General features: G+C 38.0%; 18 protein-coding genes. 7 read left to right on the plus strand and 11 right to left on the minus strand.

Going from position 1 to position 17,868, the window contains the following annotated elements; translation table 11 throughout:
- Positions 1-103 precede the first annotated feature (103 nt).
- From JM64_RS06575 to JM64_RS06590, 4 genes are all read left to right on the plus strand, one after another.
- On the plus strand, positions 104-484 hold the full coding sequence (locus tag JM64_RS06575) for a PadR family transcriptional regulator (RefSeq protein ID WP_064011973.1): 381 nt from the start codon (positions 104-106) through the stop codon (positions 482-484).
- 38 nt (positions 485-522) lie between these two features.
- Positions 523-969, plus strand: a complete 447-nt coding sequence (locus JM64_RS06580) for a NifB/NifX family molybdenum-iron cluster-binding protein (RefSeq protein ID WP_064011974.1) — start codon at positions 523-525, stop codon at positions 967-969.
- 123 nt (positions 970-1,092) lie between these two features.
- Positions 1,093-2,082 carry a sensor histidine kinase gene (locus JM64_RS06585; RefSeq protein WP_064011975.1) on the plus strand — a complete coding sequence of 330 codons (990 nt, stop codon included), beginning with the start codon at positions 1,093-1,095 and terminating at the stop codon, positions 2,080-2,082.
- Positions 2,083-2,112: 30 nt separating this feature from the next.
- Positions 2,113-2,847 (plus strand): LytR/AlgR family response regulator transcription factor, encoded by a 735-nt coding sequence (locus tag JM64_RS06590; RefSeq protein WP_064011976.1) that lies wholly within the window; start codon positions 2,113-2,115, stop codon positions 2,845-2,847.
- Between the two features lie 32 nt (positions 2,848-2,879).
- On the opposite strand, the gene JM64_RS06595 is transcribed toward JM64_RS06590, so the two are convergent.
- The 4 genes from JM64_RS06595 to hrcA all read right to left on the minus strand — a co-directional run bounded on the left by JM64_RS06595 (position 2,880) and on the right by hrcA (position 7,199).
- Complete coding sequence (locus JM64_RS06595) at positions 2,880-4,025, minus strand: hypothetical protein (RefSeq protein ID WP_156487915.1); 1,146 nt, start codon at positions 4,023-4,025, stop codon at positions 2,880-2,882.
- Between the two features lie 284 nt (positions 4,026-4,309).
- Positions 4,310-5,449, minus strand: a complete 1,140-nt coding sequence (gene dnaJ / locus JM64_RS06600; protein WP_064011978.1) for a molecular chaperone DnaJ — start codon at positions 5,447-5,449, stop codon at positions 4,310-4,312.
- Positions 5,450-5,480: 31 nt separating this feature from the next.
- Positions 5,481-6,119, minus strand: a complete 639-nt coding sequence (locus JM64_RS06605; RefSeq protein ID WP_014452353.1) for a nucleotide exchange factor GrpE — start codon at positions 6,117-6,119, stop codon at positions 5,481-5,483.
- A gap of 30 nt (positions 6,120-6,149) precedes the next feature.
- Positions 6,150-7,199, minus strand: a complete 1,050-nt coding sequence (gene hrcA, locus JM64_RS06610) for a heat-inducible transcriptional repressor HrcA (protein WP_014452354.1) — start codon at positions 7,197-7,199, stop codon at positions 6,150-6,152.
- A gap of 263 nt (positions 7,200-7,462) precedes the next feature.
- Between hrcA and JM64_RS06615 the strand changes: the two genes are divergently transcribed.
- Positions 7,463-8,338 (plus strand): DMT family transporter, encoded by an 876-nt coding sequence (locus JM64_RS06615; RefSeq protein WP_014452355.1) that lies wholly within the window; start codon positions 7,463-7,465, stop codon positions 8,336-8,338.
- A gap of 48 nt (positions 8,339-8,386) precedes the next feature.
- Here JM64_RS06615 and rpsB read toward each other — a convergent pair whose 3' ends face one another.
- On the minus strand, positions 8,387-9,163 hold the full coding sequence (gene rpsB / locus JM64_RS06620; RefSeq protein WP_014452356.1) for a 30S ribosomal protein S2: 777 nt from the start codon (positions 9,161-9,163) through the stop codon (positions 8,387-8,389).
- A gap of 274 nt (positions 9,164-9,437) precedes the next feature.
- Here rpsB and JM64_RS10300 point away from each other — a divergent pair, with 274 nt between their 5' ends.
- Together JM64_RS10300 and JM64_RS06630 are read left to right on the plus strand one after the other, a co-directional pair.
- Positions 9,438-9,896 carry a transporter substrate-binding domain-containing protein gene (locus JM64_RS10300; RefSeq protein WP_064011979.1) on the plus strand — a complete coding sequence of 153 codons (459 nt, stop codon included), beginning with the start codon at positions 9,438-9,440 and terminating at the stop codon, positions 9,894-9,896.
- 482 nt (positions 9,897-10,378) lie between these two features.
- Entirely contained in the window at positions 10,379-10,762 is a 384-nt protein-coding gene (locus tag JM64_RS06630; RefSeq protein ID WP_064011980.1) for a hypothetical protein, read from the plus strand.
- Between the two features lie 13 nt (positions 10,763-10,775).
- Here the strand turns inward: JM64_RS06630 and JM64_RS06635 are convergent, their stop codons facing one another.
- From JM64_RS06635 to JM64_RS06660, 6 genes are read right to left on the minus strand one after another with little or no spacing between them, the layout of a single operon-like run.
- Positions 10,776-12,503, minus strand: coding sequence for an HD-GYP domain-containing protein (locus JM64_RS06635; protein ID WP_064011981.1), 1,728 nt, complete (start codon positions 12,501-12,503; stop codon positions 10,776-10,778).
- Positions 12,504-12,553: 50 nt separating this feature from the next.
- A complete protein-coding gene (locus tag JM64_RS06640) occupies positions 12,554-12,871 on the minus strand; it encodes a hypothetical protein (RefSeq protein ID WP_014452359.1) in 318 nt (105 codons plus the stop codon).
- A 4-nt stretch (positions 12,872-12,875) separates the two neighbouring features.
- Positions 12,876-14,270, minus strand: a complete 1,395-nt coding sequence (gene der / locus JM64_RS06645; protein WP_156487916.1) for a ribosome biogenesis GTPase Der — start codon at positions 14,268-14,270, stop codon at positions 12,876-12,878.
- Complete coding sequence (locus JM64_RS06650; protein ID WP_064011982.1) at positions 14,224-16,821, minus strand: bifunctional 4-hydroxy-3-methylbut-2-enyl diphosphate reductase/30S ribosomal protein S1; 2,598 nt, start codon at positions 16,819-16,821, stop codon at positions 14,224-14,226. Before JM64_RS06650 ends, der begins: the two co-directional genes overlap by 47 nt.
- Positions 16,822-16,828: 7 nt before the next feature.
- Complete coding sequence (cmk, locus tag JM64_RS06655) at positions 16,829-17,509, minus strand: (d)CMP kinase (RefSeq protein ID WP_014452362.1); 681 nt, start codon at positions 17,507-17,509, stop codon at positions 16,829-16,831.
- A gap of 4 nt (positions 17,510-17,513) precedes the next feature.
- Positions 17,514-17,843 carry an STAS domain-containing protein gene (locus tag JM64_RS06660; protein WP_014452363.1) on the minus strand — a complete coding sequence of 110 codons (330 nt, stop codon included), beginning with the start codon at positions 17,841-17,843 and terminating at the stop codon, positions 17,514-17,516.
- Positions 17,844-17,868: the final 25 nt, after the last annotated feature.

Below are 17,868 nucleotides of genomic sequence, written 5' to 3' on the forward strand. Positions count from 1 at the left end.
CAAGGGGGTTAATTTTAAGATATTACTTGACAAAAATCAGTAGTGATATATAATCAATGCTGATAATTATAACAAGCAGTTGTTGAGGAGGGGAATTGGGTTCGTGAGAAGAAAATGCGCATGTCAACATCATGGTGAAGGACATCATGGACCTCATATATGTGAGCAGTTAGGTTTTTCTGTTGGTGACTATCTTACGGCGGTTGTTTTGAGAGAGCTCTCAAAAAAGCCGATGCATGGTTACGAATTATACGAAAAGATATCACAATTGGAATATTATCCATTTAAGCATGATCAAAGTGTCATCTATAGTTTGCTAAGAAAGCTGAACAACCATGGATTGGTGAGTTACTCACTTCAGGAAGGAAACGGTGGGTTGAGGAAAGTCTACGAAATAACAGAAGAAGGTCTCAAATACTTGGAGCAGTTGGTGGAATACATATCGAAGTTAAAGCAAGCGTTTGATTTGTTTTTGAATGCCTGAAAGATGGAAAAGAATCAAACTTGAAGGAGGTGTTGGGTGTGAAAATTGCGATTCCCACTGACGATGGAAAAACGGTGGCAAGTCACTTTGGTAGGGCTGAGTATTTTATGATAGTTGAACTCCAAGATGGAAAAGAAATAGCCAGAAGACTTTCAGAAAATCTTCATGCAAGAGGACATGGTCATCATGGTCATCATGGTTATCACGAGCATTATGAAGAACACGAGAATCACGAAGGATATGGTCATGGTTGGCATCATGGTAATCACGGCTTTGGTGAAGGTCATCACCACGGGCATGAAGACGTATTTGCCTCGACAGGAGAGATTCAAGCAGTTATTGCTGTTAGGATAGGACCACATATGTTTGAGGATTTGAAAGAGAGAGGTATAGAAATTTACTTGGTTCAACCAGGAACAGATATTGATGAAGCAATTTCAAAACTTGCTTCGGGAGAACTGAGAAGAATTGAACCAAAAAAGTAAAAGGTGAGAGAATTTTCCAAACAAACCGACGCTTTAAAGGCGTCGGTTTTATTATAAGTCACTGTTATGATAAAATTAGTGTTGAAGGGCGAAAAATCTATTCGTTCCAAGGGGTGATTAACTTTGCGAGTTTTCCTATTTTTGCAAGTAATAGCACTTATTATCTTCGTATATACGATGTATTTTTTACCTTCAAATTTGTATTTCATCTCTGTTGTATCTGTGTTTGTCATAGTGAACACTGTTGGTTTGACTTATTATGTTTTCAGAACTTGGTGGAAGGAGCTACAGAATCCTGGAAAAATAACTAAATTTCTGTATTTTACACTATTGTTCATTGCAGTTATTGCTGTAATTTTCTTGTTTTCAAATATCTTCAGAATGTGGGTTTACAAATATCCAGAAGATTCGCTTGTGAACTTTTCAAATTCGTTACTTGTTATTTCTACCTTTCTTTTGGTTTCTTTTGGAATTTCTTATTTAACTTTGAAGAGAGAATTAGAAAAACAATTGCAAGAATATGAGAAGTTAAGAAACGTCCAGCAGAAGTTGAGCATCCAGGTTGTGAGATACAAAACAAACCCACATTTTCTTTTCAATTCGTTGAGCACAGCAATTTCAATGTTGCACCTACAAGTGGAAAGAGAGAAGATTAGAGAATATTTGTCAAACATCGCAGAGCTTTTCAGAGTTGTGTTGAATGCACCTGAAGTCTGGACATTGAAGGATGAACTGGAACTTGCCAAGCGCTATCTTGAGATACAAAAAGTTAGGGTGGAAGGTCTTGAGTATGAAATTACTATGGGTCCAGCATGTGAGACAGTGAGAATTCCTTCTTTGGTTTTGCAACCAATAGTAGAAAATTCTATAGTTCATGGAATAGCGAAATCGAAAAACGGCGGGAAGATAAAACTGGAATGTATGAAAGTTAATGGGATTGTTACTATAAAGGTTAGTGATAACGGGAAAGGTGGAGAGAAGATAATTCCAGGAATGGGCTTAAAACTTGTTCAAGAATTGATGAGTGCTTTTTCACGGAAGGTGGAGTTAAATTTTGAAACTTCCCCGGAAGTTGGAACGATTGTTACTCTTTCCTGGGAGGATGTTAACTAAATTAGAAAAGATTCTTCAAGGGGGGAGTCAATGACTTGCGTAATTGTTGAAGATGAAAAACTTTTAGCGATGTTATTGGAAAAAATGGTAAAAGAAGAAGGACTGGAAGTGCTTGGTGTTGCCAAGGATGCAGAAGAAGCGATAAAAATGATAGACGAGAAAAAACCTGAGGTAGTTTTTCTTGATATAAACCTTGGAGAACACGATGGGTTTTACGTGCTCCAACATATCAATCACAAACCATACGTCATATTTACTACCGCCTACTCTGAGTATGCGGTAAAGGCTTTTGAAGAAAACGCCGTGGATTATCTTTTAAAGCCGATAAAAAAGGAAAGGTTGCGGGAAGCTATTGAAAGGGTTAGAAAGTTGAGTACTTTTGAAAAAGCGAATATAGCTGATAACATTCAAAGATTAAAAGAGTTAGCGCAAAAATTGAAAACAGACAAGTTCATTGTAGAAACTGGCGATGAAATAGTTTTTCTAAATGTCGATGAGATAATCTTTCTAACCTCGGACGAAGGCGAGACGGTAGTCGTTACAAAGGATGGTAAGATGAAGACAAAGATGCCACTTAAAGATTGTGAGATTAAGTTGCCACACGAAAAGTTCCTAAGAGTGCACAAGTCGTATATCGTTAATGTTGAAAAGATAAAAAAGATTATCCGAAATTATTTTGGTTCTTTTGCCCTTGAACTTTCGAATGGGGATATTATCCCTGTAGGAAGAAATTACAAAGACTCTATAAAAAAACTGCTCGAGTAAATCGAGCAGTTTTTTGCTAAATTTCGGTGGTCTTATATTTCCGATAAAAACTTTATCAATCCTTTCATTTTTCCATCATCCATAATGCTACCGGATAATATGAACACATTTCGATTCTCATCTCTTGTTATTGAAAAGAGCATACCGTATTCCGTGTCAATTGTTTTCTCAACAATATTGATGACATTTGAGTTTTTGTCGTATTCAAAAATACCATACCAAGGGACTTTTTTCTCATAATCGTATTTGTAACCTGCGAAATAAACAACGTCATTCGATTCTTGAGGTCGGCTTTGCGAATTACAAACCACAGAATGGATTCTCACATTTTCTCCAAACGTTTTTAAGTACTCCACCTCTCCGTTTAGGGACAATTTTGCAACGAAGGCTTTCTCGGTTCCAAGCTTTTCGAAATTCGGAACGTTGGAGAATTCATAAACGTAACCTGCGACAAAAACGCTCTCAGCTGTGACACATAAATCCATGGGCCAAAGGGTTTGAGAGTTTGTAAGAACTGTTTGCCAAAGTAGGTTCCCGTTTGTATCATAACTGACAACGTATCCATCGTAACGTGTCCCATCTGTAAATGAGTTACTTGTCCCTGCAACGATTATTTGTTTGTTTTTCTCATCATAACCAACAGCGTAAGCCCTGTCCCAGCGTACTCCTCCAAAACTTCTGTCCCAAATGATTTTACCTTCTTTTGAAAGTGAAACAATCCAGTAGTCGTGTTCTCCAAAATTTTGAGTTACATCTTTACCTTTTTCGTAGTTATCACCAATGAAAACAAAGTTGTCTTCTACTTTCGTTATTTTGTAAGCTCTATCCCAGTCAGGTCCTCCAAATGATTTTTGCCAAATCACATCCCCGGTTTTATCAAGTCGAATGACGTAAGCATCAAATCTTCCTAAAGCGCCTAAACTTCCTGAAGAGGTTGTTCCAAGAAGTAAGAAGCCATCGTCTAAAGGAATAATGTCGTATCCAAAATCATCCCCATCAGCTCCTAAAAGTTTAGTCCACAGAATTTTGCCGGTTTCGTCTATCTTGGTAAGTAATATCTGATATTTCTCTTTTTCATCAGTCATTACTGAACCAATTCCGGCAAATCCATCATCGGTGCCGATAACCCTTGATATTCTTGATTCTAACCCTGTGTCAATTATTACTTCTTTATCCATTGTTACATCCTTTTTGCTATGAGTGCTTTTTATCAAAGACAGCGACGGGTAATTATGTGTGAAAATAAATCCGAAACTAAGAACTAAAATTCCAAGGATTATAAAAAGTAAAATCATAGAAACTAAAATTTTTGACTTTGAGCGTTTTTTTGTTTTCTGTGGTCCCGAGACTGAAAATGGACTTGAAAAGCTTTCTCTTTTAGAGTTTCCAAGGAATTTTTGACTGCAATGTTTGTTGAACTTTCTCTTTTTTTGAAAATTCCTTAGTTTGTCTCTGTCAAGTCTCAAATTTCTAAGCCCCTTTCCTTTGCTATTTCTTCAAGAAATTTTCTTTCTTTAGATGAGACTCTTTTTGGTATTAACACTTTTACTTCTACTATGAGATTTCCGCGCTTTCCTGTTCTTGAGTTTGGAATACCTTTTCCTTTAATGACAATACGTTCATTTGGTTGTGTGCCTGAAGGTATCTCTACTGGAACACGTTCACCATTTGGCAGATTCACATATACAGTCCCACCAAGTATGGCGGTGACATAGTCAATAGGGACAGTTATTATTATATCATCACCTTCACGTTTGTAATCACTTGTTTTTCTAACCCGAACATGGACATACAGGTCACCATAATCTCCACCACTTATTCCAGCGTTACCTTTCCTTGGAATTCTAATTACGGCTCCATCTTCTACACCAGCTGGTATGTTTACAACGGTACTTGTTCTTTTCCTTACTCTTCCAGAGCCTCTACAAATATGACAAGTTTCTCCAGGAACAGTTCCACTACCGCCACAAACGTCACAAGTGTATTGGTTTATGAAGACACCAAATGGAGTTCTGCGCTCTTCACGGACTACACCAGTTCCATGGCATTTTGAACATGTTACCCATCTGCTACCTGGTTCTACTCCTTCTCCCTTACAATTTTCACAAGTTTCGTATCGGTCGTACTCTATTGTGACATCTTTGCCTGTGAATACGTCGGCTTCCGTGATGGTTACCTCAAGATTTATATCTTCTCCTCTTTTGGCGTATCTTCTTCCACTAGTTGTTCTTTGTGTTTGTGATGCGGTCGTTCTGTGACCACCGAAAAATATGTTAAATATGTCATCGTTCAGGAAATCTCTAAAGATGTCGCTTATATCGTCGAATCCAAATCCACCAGTTCTTCCTGAAGGTTCGTACACGTAACCACCCTCGCCCACGTATCCAAATTTATCATACATCGCACGTTTTTGAGGGTCACTTAAAACCTCGTACGCTTCTTGTATCTCTTTGAATTTCTGCTCTGCTTCCTTTTTCTTATCACCAGTATGCCTATCAGGATGCCACTCTTTTACAAGCCTTTTATATGCAGCCTTTATTTCATCCTCAGAAGCGTTTCTTGGCACTCCGAGAATTTCATAATAGTCTTTTCTTGCTGGCATTGCAAACCACCCCTATTTTGTATTTTGATTCTCACGTGTTTTGTTGGTCATTAACTGCATTCTCTTCCTTTTTTCTTGGTTTTATAGCAACACGTACCTTAGTTGGTTTTACAACCTGCCCATTGAATGTGTAACCATCTTCAATGACTTCAAGAATAGTGTATTCTTCAACATCATCACGTTCCTCTTTTTCAAATGCTTCATGGTTGAACGGGTCAAACTTTCCAGAGGCATCAATAATCCTTAATCCCTCGTTTTCCAGTGTCTTTAGAAGTTTTTCATAGATTTTTTCTACTCCAAGTTTGAATTTTTCTAAATCCTTGTCTGAGTCGTAGTATTTGAACGCTCTCTTAAAATCGTCTAAAATGGGTATAAGCGCTTTTACTATACGAAGCGCCGTTGATTTCGTTGCGTCTCTAATTTGCCTATCAACGTCGAGCTTGTAATTTTCAAATGCTGCTTTGATTATGCGTGCAGCGTTCTGTATTTCCTTCAGTTGGTTTTCTAACTCTGCTATCTTTTCTTTCAGTTGTTTGTTCTCTTCTGATAATTCGTTTTGGTTCATTTGGTTCACTTCTTCTCGCTCCTTAATTTCATTTGAACTTTCCAAGTTGTTTTGAACTTGCAGTTGTGTTTCATTTATTTCATTTATTTTCTTTTCTTCACACATGTTCCCTACCTCCTCTTTTAGTTTGAGTTTTTAGACATTCCTCGATACTATAGTGAAATACTCGCTCAGTCTGTTGAGCATAAACTCGAAGCTATCCATAATCAAATCATATCGACCGTATTTGTCGAATATAACAGCAACGCGTCCAACGGGATTATCTTCTGAGTAGAACTGTCCAAGAATTACCGAGAAATCTTCAAGGAACTTCAATCCATGCTCTTTACCGATGTATATGTCGTTCTCAAGCTCAAATAGTTCTTTGTAAAACACGTCGGATGAAACATACACAAGGATGTTTTGTAATTTTTTCAGATTGATTCTATCGTTTGCAAGAAGGTTTGGTAGTCCTTCCGTTATGTAATCTTCGTAGCTTTCAACAGATAACCTTTCCGTGATTTCTAAAAATCCACGACTGATAGTTCCAAAATCGCTGTCTTTGAAGCTATTTAAGTTGTTAAAATTATTGATTCGAGTAAGTATATCTCGCAATTTGGATTTGAATTCGTTCAATGTTAATCCTGTCATCGCTTTGTTAAGCATCTGCTCTATTTTCTCAACATCGTCAAGTTCGGTGTGCTGGATTGGAATGGAAGAACTGAGACCGAGGGATGTAATTATATTCGCAATTGAGAAATTCTTACTCACAGGTGTTACAACTATACGCTTGATTCTTAGCGTTAGTGGGCTGGGCTTTTCAATAATAACCATACCTTTTGTTGAAGAGCTTAACAACTTTGCTGCACCCGTGAGCACCTTTTCCATATCACCGATTGGAAATTTTGCCGCAACCTCCACTTGTGAGCTTTTGGACTTTATCTCTTCCCTGATTTTTTTCAGTTCATTTACGTAAAACCTGAGTCCTTTGTCTGTTGGAACGCGACCAGCAGAAGTGTGTGGCTGGAATATATATCCCGTGCGCATTAAACGGTTCATATCATTTCTAATCGTTGCACCGGATCTCTCAATTGCAGCACTTTCCAAAACCCTTTTTGAGCTTACAGGGGTCCTCGTGTTGATGTATTCTTGCACAATGCAGTAAAGAACTTTCTTTTGTCTTTCGGTGATATCGTTTCCTAACACGGTTATCACCTCTCCGTTTTTCTATCTGTTTTAGCCTAATTTTTGTTATCAGAAATGTTAGCAATCTACACTTTAGTCTGCTAATATATTACCATAAGTGTGAGAATTTGTCAATTTTTGGAGTGTTTTCAGTATCTGAGATATCAGACACAAAGCAAAGAAAAATATTGATGAAAATTTCCTTTTTGGTAAAATAGTAACAGAAAAAATTGTGCGGAATACGAACATTTGTAGATGATTCTACTTTGCCTGAGGTGATAAATGTGAACTGGAAGGTTTATATTTCTGGATTTGCAGTTTCAACGATATTTGGGTTATCATTCCTTTTTACTAAAAACAGTATAGAACATATAAACGTTTACACGTTTTTAGCCTTTAGGTTTGGTGTGGCAACCAGTGTGATGCTATTACTTTGGCTTTTTGGAATCGTAAAATTAACAAAGAAACCATTTTGGAAATTATGGAAAGTAGCGCTATTTCAACCGATTGCTTACTTTGTGTTCGAGACTAATGGACTCAGGTTTACGACGTCCTCTGAGGCTGGGATGTTGATTGCATTAATTCCAATCGTTATAACGATTTTGAGTCCAGCATTGCTGAAAGAAAGAATCAGATGGTACCAAATTCTCTTCGCATTTCTTAGCTTTTTTGGAGTGTTTCTTATCGTCAAAGGTGGGGGATTAGAACAAGGAGCGCTACTTGGAAAGCTGTTGGTTTTGGGTGCGGTTTTCTCCGCAGCATTTTACAATATTTTCTCGAGAAAGCTATCCTCAGAGTTCACTCCTGTTGAGATAACGTTCTTTATGATGCTTACGGGATTTGTCTTTTTCTTTTTCCTGAGCATCGTAACAGGAAATTTCACAATCGCATTCCACCCTGCTGTTGTTATTGGAGCATTGTATCTTGGCATACTTTCTTCAACGGTTGCATTTTTTCTTGTGAATTTCATGCTTAGCAAGGTTTCACCAACGGTTTCTTCTCTTTTCTCAAATCTAACGACGGTGATATCTGTAATTGCAGGCAGTTTCATTCGGCATGAAAGGATTGCTGCAGTACAAGTATTTGGAATGATTTTGATACTTGTTTCGCTAATTCTTAATTCTTATCTGAAAAGCAAAGAAGTTGAACAGAGTAGATAACAAAAAAGCCCTCGGATTTCCCGAGGGCTTTGGTATTATTTATTTTCCTTATATTTCCTCTTCGTCAAGGTTTTCTGGTATGCTGATTTCAATTTCTTCTACTTCTGTCGTAGTTGTGGTTGCTTCTTCTGTTGAGTAAGGTACTCCTTCACGACCTTCGAGGTATGCATCCGCTATCTTACCGGCAATGAGAGCTATTGCTCTTATTGCGTCATCGTTCGATGGTATTACGTAGTCGATAGGATCCGGGTCACAGTTTGTATCAACCATTGCAACTATTGGTATTTTGAGGTGGTTCGCTTCTTCAACGGCTATCTTTTCTTTCCTCGGGTCGACTATGAAGATGACATCGGGTAAGCTCTTCATGTTTTTGACGCCACCGAGGTTCTTTCTGAGTTTTTCAAGTTTCTTTCTGAGTTTGCTCTGTTCTTTTTTTGGAAGCTTGTCGAGTTCACCATTTGCTTCCATTTCCTCGAGTTCGATGAGCTTTTGGATTCTTGTCTGGATTGTGGAGAAGTTGGTCAAAAGTCCACCGAGCCATCTGTTGTTAACGTAGAATCCTCCGCATCTTTCAGCTTCATTTTTGACAACTTGTTGTGCTTGTTTCTTTGTTCCAACAAAGAGGATAGTTCCACCTTTGCTTGCTACGTCTCTGACAAAATCGTAGGCTTCATCGAGTAGTTTGACAGTCTTTTGCAAATCGATAATATAGATACCTTTTCTTGCGCCGTAAATATACGGTTTCATCTTAGGGTTCCATCTTTGTGTTCTGTGCCCGAAATGGACACCTGCTTCCAAGAGCTGTTTCATCGTTACAACTGGCATACCGACACCTCCATGATTTGGTTTTATCCTCCGCCCCCTTGACCCACCGACCTTGCAATTACCTTGCAAGGCACCGAGGTGGGAAACGGGTTGGCGTGTGGATTGGGATACATTTTTAACGCATTCGAATTTTATCATATATTTTTTGTTCGTCAAGTATTTAGTGTTGCAAACGGAAGGCATTAAATGGTAGTTAGTTGTTTTATTACGCAAAAATGTGATAAAATATGTAGCGAGATGCTCAGTCTGAAACTCAGAGGAGGGCAAAGCAACAGTGAAGAGAAAATTAAGTTTTCTTTTTTATTTTTTCTTGATGTCCACTCTTTTGTTTTCGGCGATAAAAATAGGTTATTACGATAACTACCCGCTAACTTACGATGACAATGGTAAGCCTAATGGATTGTTCATAGACGTGCTCAAAAGAGCTGGAATCCTAAGAAGTTTCGATGTGGAATTTATCTTTGGCGAATTTGCTGACCTTATGCAGCAATTGAATAAGGGTTATATTGATATGGTCGTTTGTGTTGCGCATACTCCCGAACGCGAAAAATTATATTCGTTTAACACAGAACCTGTAATTATAAACTGGGGTGTACTTGTTAGTTTTAGGACACTTGAAGATATAAAAGCAATAGATGGAAAGAACATTGCCGTAAATCGTGGGGATATATACTATCAAAAATTCTTGGAGATTGCTCAGTCCTTTGATGTAAAACCAAATTATGTGGGATAGGACTCGTATGAAAGCGTTATAAGAGCTGTCAACGATGGAGAAGCGATAGCTGGTGTTGTTAGTAGGTTAGCTTATCTTGTCAACAATACTAAGTATCCGAAAGTTAGAGCAACATCCTTTGTTTTTAGTCCTGTTCAACTCAAGTTTGCAATTCGCAAAGGTTCTGAAGTTGCCAATAAAGATATTTTAGAAAAGATTGATAAGACGGTTGCGGTTATGAAAGCTTCTGGTGAGTTGGATAAGATTTTTAATTCATATTTTGGCGTTTCAAGAGAGGTTGGAAGGCAAGGCATTTAAATGTATTTGGTACTAACCTTTATAGGACTTTACGTACTTACCATAACTGGCTTTATGCATGGAATAAAACTCCAAAAAGCTCGCTATGAAGCTGCTTTAGAGGTAAACAGACACAAGCTATAGCGAGAGAAAGCATTCTCGACGAAAGTAGAGGGATTTACACTTACAGTATCGGATTAGAAATTTTGAAAAAGTACATGGAACTTTCGAAGCGGGAGAATCAATTGCTCGGAGTTGTTATTTTGGAATTTGAAGGAACAGGATGCGAAGAAAGTAAGGGAAAGGTAGAAAGCATACTTAGGCAAAATGCAAAAGAAGGAGATGTTATAATTTACATATCACAAAATACATATGCGCTGGTTCTTTACAAATATGGTGTTTTCTTTGCGGGACATTTTAGAAGAAAGGTAGTAGATTCTTTGGAAAAAAATAATATACCTTGCAACCTCTACATTGGGTTTGCAAGGTATATTCCAGAAAAAAACATATCGGCGGAAGCTCTTGTATATGAGGCAACTGCTGAAATGGAAAAAGATAAAGAATTCAAGAAAAAGATGAATATTGAGTGAGAGAATAATTAAATCATCTTAATTTCTCCCAAATTTTACGTATTTCATCAGCGTTTTCTTTAAATACTTCCAGTATCTTCGGTGAAAAGTGAGATGGAAGTGTTCTACCATCACCTTTTAAGATAATTTCCAATGCCTCTTCGTGGGTCATACCTTTTTTGTAAGGTCTGTCAGAACGCAGAGCATCGTAGACGTCTACGATTTTTACTATTTGTGCCTCAGTTGGTATTTCTTCATTTGCTAAGCCAAATGGATAACCTGTTCCATCGTAATTTTCATGGTGATATAACGCTATGTTTAAGGCTGTTTCAAACCCAGGAACATCAAGAATCCTTCTTGCATAGATTGTATGTTTTTTCATCTCTTCCCATTCTTCTGGTGTTAGTTTTCCAGGTTTTAGTAGGATTTCCTTTGGTATGAAAATCTTTCCTATATCATGCAAGCTTGCAAACATGTTTATCTCTTTAATTTTTTCTTCAGACAAATTCAGCTTTTCAGCAATTAATTTGGAGAGGTGTTTAACCCTATATATATGCTGACCTGTATTTTCATCGTAGCCTTCGGCGATAATAGCCAACTTTTCGGAAATATTAACCAAGAGTCTTTTAAATTCCTCGCTTTTGAGTCTTATTTCATCGTAAGAACGCATAAGTTCTTGGTTTGTGGCTTCTAATTCCTCCATAGTTGCGCTCAGTTCTTGTAAGATTGCCGAGAGAGTTTCATAAAATTCCTGGGTTTCGACTAAGTTAAAGTTGCCTGCAGGTGGTAAAGTGCCTGTGTTCCCAATTTCTCTCACGGCAATGGATAACTTATTCAAATCGGAAGCGAAAGGTTTTAGCGTTGCTTGTGTGGCAAAGAGCGTAAAAATAATTACGGTTAGTATAAACGCAATCAAATAGATGAGAACGTAGAATAAAACTTTTCGGTAATCAAAAACAACTTTGAGATAAATTGGAACGGTTAATTCTCTGTAGGAAGAAAGAACGTAGGCTTTATAGAATATGGATTTTGGCCAGTCCCTTTTTAAATATTGGTCCTTAAAGCCTTCTGCAATTATTGGGTCAGCTATCTTTTTAGAGGTATCCAACCTGTTTTCGTAATCTACGTATATGGCTATCTCAGAAACATTTGCTGCGGATAAGTTTGCTAATCCTTTTATAAATCCTTCGTATAATCTTGGACTTAGGTATAACGTGAAAAGAAGATATTCGGTTTCAGAGAACTGTAACCATAGGTATTTGACCATGCGTGATGTCCCTGGAACAAAGCCTGTAATGATTGATATGGAATTTGTAGAATAAACTGTAGGTTTAAATCCAATATTTTTTACAGTTGCAAGATAACCTGTTGCGTTCAAAATTTCTCCTTTTGAGTTCAACAGAGCGACGTCTATATCAACGAAGACGTTTGGAATACTGTATAAAATGGTCTGTGAAAGTTGCTTTTTAATGTTTTCTAAGGCTTCGTTTTTATTTAAATTACCGATAAGCTCCTTGGCTAAAGGAAGGTTAGCCCTTATGTAATCTTCCAGCTCTTCATCATGATGTGAAACTAGGGTATTAAATGTGTCAAGAAAGTTTCTAAAAGCTAAGTCTATCTTTTCAAAATGCGCAGTCGAATTTTCCACACTGTAGAATCTTGTCCAAATCAGTGAGCCAACAAGAACGAATATAGTAACTGAAATTGCAACTAGAAAGTTTTTTATGAGGATACTCTTCTTAAGTTGGTCAACCCTTAACATTACTACCGCTCCTTTTCGTTTGAATCCAGTCATTCTGAAATTGAAATGAGTCATTTTTGAAATTTTTTCAGGATTTGCAACCTGTCTGGGTTTTCATAGTTTAAACAACATCCACTTCCAAAAAGTCTAATTTCAAGTTTTTGTGATTCTTCAAATGCGTTTATTTCATCGTATTTGCTACACAAGTTATCTTCAGTTAAATACTTGCATTGGTTTTTCTCATAGTCCCATTCACCGTAGTAACAAACGGTATGTTTACAGCACCAGCCACACTTTACACATGGTGGGCATGCCGTTTGTTTTGTTTCATCCAACATTTTTTCAAGTTCTTCTACAAAATCATCTGATAATGGCTCTGAGCTACTCATGAGTCTATTGCCTCTCTTTGAATTTTAAGAATATCGGAGCACCTGTGAATGGGTCAACTTGCTCTCTTATTGTTTTCCTTATCGCATTCTGGAAACTCTCAGGCACTTCTAATTTGTTCACGAAGAACAAAAACGTTGGTGGACGTATGTCAACTTGTAGACCGTAGTAGAGCTTTAGTCCGTGAGGTGGTTTGGCTATCATCCTTTGGATAGCTGCGTTTACTGCACTTGTTGGGACTTTTTTGTGGAGAGAATCGTATGCTGTGTTGATTGCTCTTATCAACTCCTTGTAACCAACACGATTTATCGCACTCGTGAAGACAACAGGTGCAAAGTCTACGAAGTAAAGTTTTTCGTTGAACTGGTCCATGAAATCTTTGATTCTTTTGTCTGCATGTTTAATCAAGTCCCACTTGTTGAATACGACCACAATACCTTTACCATTTTTTTCTGCAAGTCCCGCTATTCTTTGGTCTTGTCTTGTTATACCTTCTGTAGAGTCTATGACCAAGACAACGACGTCCGAACGCTCAATTGCGTCTATCGTTCTGAAAGTGCTAACGCGTTCTATAAAGTCTTCGATTCTACTCTTTTTTCTCAAACCAGCGGTATCGACAAAGAGGTAACTTTTATCACCTATCTTGACAATCTCGTCTATCGTGTCACGTGTTGTCCCTGCAATTGGTGTGACCAATGCACGCTCTTCTTTCACAATCATGTTAAAGAGCGAAGATTTGCCAGCGTTAGGTCTACCGACGATAGTAACCCTAATGAGGTTTTCAAATTTTGGAGTTTTACTTAGGTCGTATCCTTTCTCTTCAAGCTTGGTGATAATTAGTTCAACTAATTCGTCCAAATTCTTGCTTTGTTCTGCAGAAACCGGGAACGGTTCGCCAAATCCCAAGCTGAAAAGCTCTGGATAAACTTTTGAATAATTCTTTTCACTTTCAGACTTGTTAGCAACCAAGATAACGTCGACCCCGGATTTTCTGAGCATATCTGCTATTGTGTAGTCTTCTGAGGAAAGTCCATTCTTTCCATCAACAACGAAGAGTATTAAATTGCTTTCTTGCAAAGCTTTGAGTGTGAATTCTTTGCTCTTCTCATAAATTTCGTCTTCTTTTCCCTCGAAGATTCCACATGTATCGACCAACTGAAACATTTTGTCAGAATAAACGACGCGGTCAATGACCGCGTCTCTTGTGGTCCCTTGCTCATCTGCAACTATCGATTTTCTCTTACCGATGAGTTTATTAAAAAGTGTTGATTTTCCAACGTTACTTTTTCCAACTATTAGAACCGTTGGGAGTTTTGATATATCTACAGTTTTGTTCTCTTGTTTCACTTGTTCTTCATTCTTTAGCTGTTCCTGTTTCTGGTCCCTTGGATTCAACGGCATCCTCTAATTTTCCCTCCATAGTTACTTTTGCTATGTTTGTTTCTTCTGTTGACTTTGCACTTTTCAAAGCGTTTTCATCTTCGTAAGCTTTAGGACTGACGATAATCTTATAGATATCTTTTTGTGGTTCGAGTTTGATGATTTTGCCAGTAATTTCATCATCGATGTTCAAATTATCGTATACTTGCGTTTTTGGTATGTATACCTCCACACCTTCGCAAAGTCCGATGTAACCTTTATCGACAGCTTTTATTATTTTGGCAGTTACTGTATCTCCTTCCTTGTGGCTCTTTGCAAATTTTTCCCAGGGGTTTTCCTTCGCTTTCCTAATGCTAACCCTTATTTTTTTGTTATCTTTGTCAATTGAGATTATCTGGAATTTTACTATGTCGCCTTCTTTTATCACATCTTCGATTTTATCAACAAAGTTCCAGCATATTTCTGAAATGTTGCAGAAACCAGTAATGTTTGGTTCTAGTTCGACTATGACTCCGTTTGGCAACACCTTGATAACTTTACCAGTAGCTATACTACCTTCTGGATATTTCTGTTCAACCTTATCCCACGGATTTCCTTCAACAGATTTATAGCTCAACACAATTCTTCGCTTTTCAGGGACAATTTCAAGAATCTGCAACTTAACTGCATCCCCGACAGCAACAACATCCGTGATTTTGCCTGGTTTTCCCCAGAAGATTTCGGATATCGGCACTAGCCCTTCTATACCGTCATCTATTTTTGCAAAGAACCCGAAAGGTTTTATTGAGGTGACGATACCTGAGACTTGTTGACCGACCTGGAATTTCTTGGTTACGTTTTCCCATGGATCCGGCATCAAGGTTTTAAGGCTGAGCGTTATTCTTCTTTTTTCTGGGTTTATTTCTTTAATTTGGAATTTCATGACTTTTCCTGCTGTTAGGACATCACTTGCTTTAGTAGAACTGTTGTACGAAACTTCGCTGTTTGGTAAGAAACCAGTTAAAACCCCACCTATCTTAACAAATGCGCCACGTTCGTCAATCGTTTCAACAATACCTTCGACGACATCACCTTGTTTTTTTGTCTGGAAGAATTCTTCGATGAGTTTTTGGAAAAGTCTTTTTCTGGAAACTACAACGTTAGTTTTTCTACCTCGTTGTTCAAAATTTATAACCGCGAAGTGCATTTTTTCTCTTGGCAGTTCTTCACCTTCTTTTATGTTGGACTCGCTACCTGGAAGGAACGCTTCTACTACATTTTCGATAAGGACTCTGTATCCACCTTTAATTCTTTCGAGTATTCTCCCTGTAACGGTTTTGCCTTCTCTAAACGCGTTGAGTATATCTTCCATCACTTTCCTTTGCATTGGTTTCTTTTCAGAAAGGATTGCAGTTCCTTCTTCCTCGTTGAACTTTTCTATTCTAACAAGGATTTTTTGACCTACTTTGTATTCTGAAAGTTCTTTGTAAAGTTCCTCGAGAGGTACCACTCCTGTTCCTTTCCATCCAAAGTCTACGGTTAAACCTGTCGGTGTGACTTCTGTTACGATGCCTTCTACTATACGCCCCTTCCCCACACGATTCTGCTCCATCGCTTTTTCCGACTCGTTAAGAAGTTCTTCAAATGATGGTTCGCTTTGGTTTTCTAACTGTTCGAAGTTGACCTGTTCTTCTTTAACAGTGTCGTTGAGTTTTTCAAGTTCCGCCATGAAAAGTTCCCTCCCACCGTATTTTTCAAGAATATATTTAACGATGTTGTTGACATCGTTATTTGATGTAGAAGTACCACTCAAAATACCAATCTTCGAATCTGCGTTCGAAAGAATTTCAGAAAGCTTAGAGTCAACGGAAATCAAGCTTTTCAGTTCTTCAATATCCTCAACGTGAATAGCGTTACCCCGTTTCTCTAAAGCTAACTCGTAAAGTTTCTTCGTGTTAGAACTATTCTTTCCACCTATTACTATTGTTAAATCACACATCTCACCGAATTTTTTCGCAACATCTTCTCGTTCAATAGTGACATTGCATATGGTATTGTAAATACTGAATTCTGCATCTGGGTTCAGTGTTTTCATCGATTTTACAAACTGCTCATAGCTATCTTTAGAACTCGTTGTTTGGCTTATGATTGCCCATCTTCCAGGTTCAACGCGAACAGGCATTTTTGTAATTATTGCGTCTTCGACATGTCCTTTTAGCGCAATCATTTCTGCATGAAGGGGATTACCGTAAGCAATTATTTTGAAACCATTAGCTCTAAGTTTTTTGGCGAGTTTGAATACATTCAAAACTATCGGGCATGTTAAATCAATTATTTGGTATTTCTTTGAAATTTCACTTAACACCTTTGGTGGTAAGCCATGGGCTCTAACAACAAAGATAGTTTTGTCAAAACCAACATCTTCCTCGACCTTCAAACCAAGCTCTTTGAGATGGTTCATAACATTTTTGTTATGAACTATCTCACCATCAGTAAGGACATTTTTTCCTTCCCGAAGCAACTCTTTGACCTTTTCAACAGCTCTTTCAACGCCAAAGCAAAATCCAACAGGTCCGATTATTACATTTGGCACGAATATCTCACCTTACTGTCTTTTGAAAATTTAGACTGCACCGCTCTTTAATTATTTCCAGAATCTTTTGAACTACATCTTCAACACTTAGATTGGAAGAGTCAATTTCAATAGCATCTTCTGCCTTAACCAGAGGTGCTATTTCTCTGGAAGAATCGAGTTTGTCCCTCTCTATTATTTGTTTAAGAAGCTCATCGTAGCTAACTTCTAAACCTTTGCTTTTGAGTTCTTCATATCTTCTTTTTGCTCTGACTTCTGGAGAAGCGATGAGGAAAATTTTAACTTGGGCATCTGGCATGACGACAGTACCTATATCGCGCCCTTCGGCAACGATGCTCCTCGTGGCACAGATTTCTTTTTGAATTTTTGTTAAAAATTTTCTCACTACAGGGTTTGCACCGTAACGTGATGCGTAAATGCCTGCTTCTGCTGTTCGTATCTCGTCTCCTACTTGCTTGCCATTTAAATAGTACTTTCCATCTTTGTATTCTATTGAAACGGTACTTAACGTCTTTTCGATTTCTTCCGTTGAATCTGGACTCACACCACAGTTATGAAGATAAAGCCCAACGATGCGATACATCGCACCCGTATCAAGGTAATCAATCCCCAGCCTTTTGGCAATTTCTTTTGCAACAGTAGTTTTTCCGGAGCCGGCTGGTCCGTCTATTGCGATTTTACAATGCAATTTATCATGCCTCCTCAACAGTCTGCACAATTTTGAATACTCTATCGAGTCGTGTCATTTCGAATATTCTCATAACGGTTTGTTTTAGTGAGGCGAGAACGAGTTCTTTTTCGGCCATCCTGGCATCTTTGTAGAGTGCAACCAAGCTACCAAGACCAGCACTGTCAATGTAATTTACTTCCGACATATCAAGGACGATTTTTGGTAACTTTGTTTCATTTATGGCATCTTTAAGAAACTTTTTGACCTCTCCAGAATGGTACGCATCTATCTCGCCGTGAATAGAGATAATCAGTTTATCCTTTTCTTCCCTTTTGTCGAACTTAATAGCCATAGACACACCTCCCGTTGTTAGTGGT

It is taken from the genome of Fervidobacterium pennivorans (assembly GCF_001644665.1).
Taxonomy (GTDB): Bacteria; Thermotogota; Thermotogae; order Thermotogales; family Fervidobacteriaceae; genus Fervidobacterium; species Fervidobacterium ngatamarikiense.

Excerpts from the sequence above, each read along its gene's own strand:
- JM64_RS06640 (WP_014452359.1), bottom strand. The coding sequence starts at position 12,871 with ATGAGTAGCTCAGAGCCATTATCAGATGATTTTGTAGAAGAACTTGAA.
- dnaJ (WP_064011978.1), bottom strand. The coding sequence starts at position 5,449 with ATGCCAGCAAGAAAAGACTATTATGAAATTCTCGGAGTGCCAAGAAAC.
- JM64_RS06605 (WP_014452353.1), bottom strand. The coding sequence starts at position 6,119 with ATGTGTGAAGAAAAGAAAATAAATGAAATAAATGAAACACAACTGCAA.
- der (WP_156487916.1), bottom strand. The coding sequence starts at position 14,270 with ATGCCGTTGAATCCAAGGGACCAGAAACAGGAACAGCTAAAGAATGAA.
- JM64_RS06590 (WP_064011976.1), top strand. The coding sequence starts at position 2,113 with ATGACTTGCGTAATTGTTGAAGATGAAAAACTTTTAGCGATGTTATTG.
- JM64_RS06660 (WP_014452363.1), bottom strand. The coding sequence starts at position 17,843 with ATGGCTATTAAGTTCGACAAAAGGGAAGAAAAGGATAAACTGATTATC.
- rpsB (WP_014452356.1), bottom strand. The coding sequence starts at position 9,163 with ATGCCAGTTGTAACGATGAAACAGCTCTTGGAAGCAGGTGTCCATTTC.
- JM64_RS06595 (WP_156487915.1), bottom strand. The coding sequence starts at position 4,025 with ATGGATAAAGAAGTAATAATTGACACAGGGTTAGAATCAAGAATATCA.
- JM64_RS06635 (WP_064011981.1), bottom strand. The coding sequence starts at position 12,503 with ATGTTAAGGGTTGACCAACTTAAGAAGAGTATCCTCATAAAAAACTTT.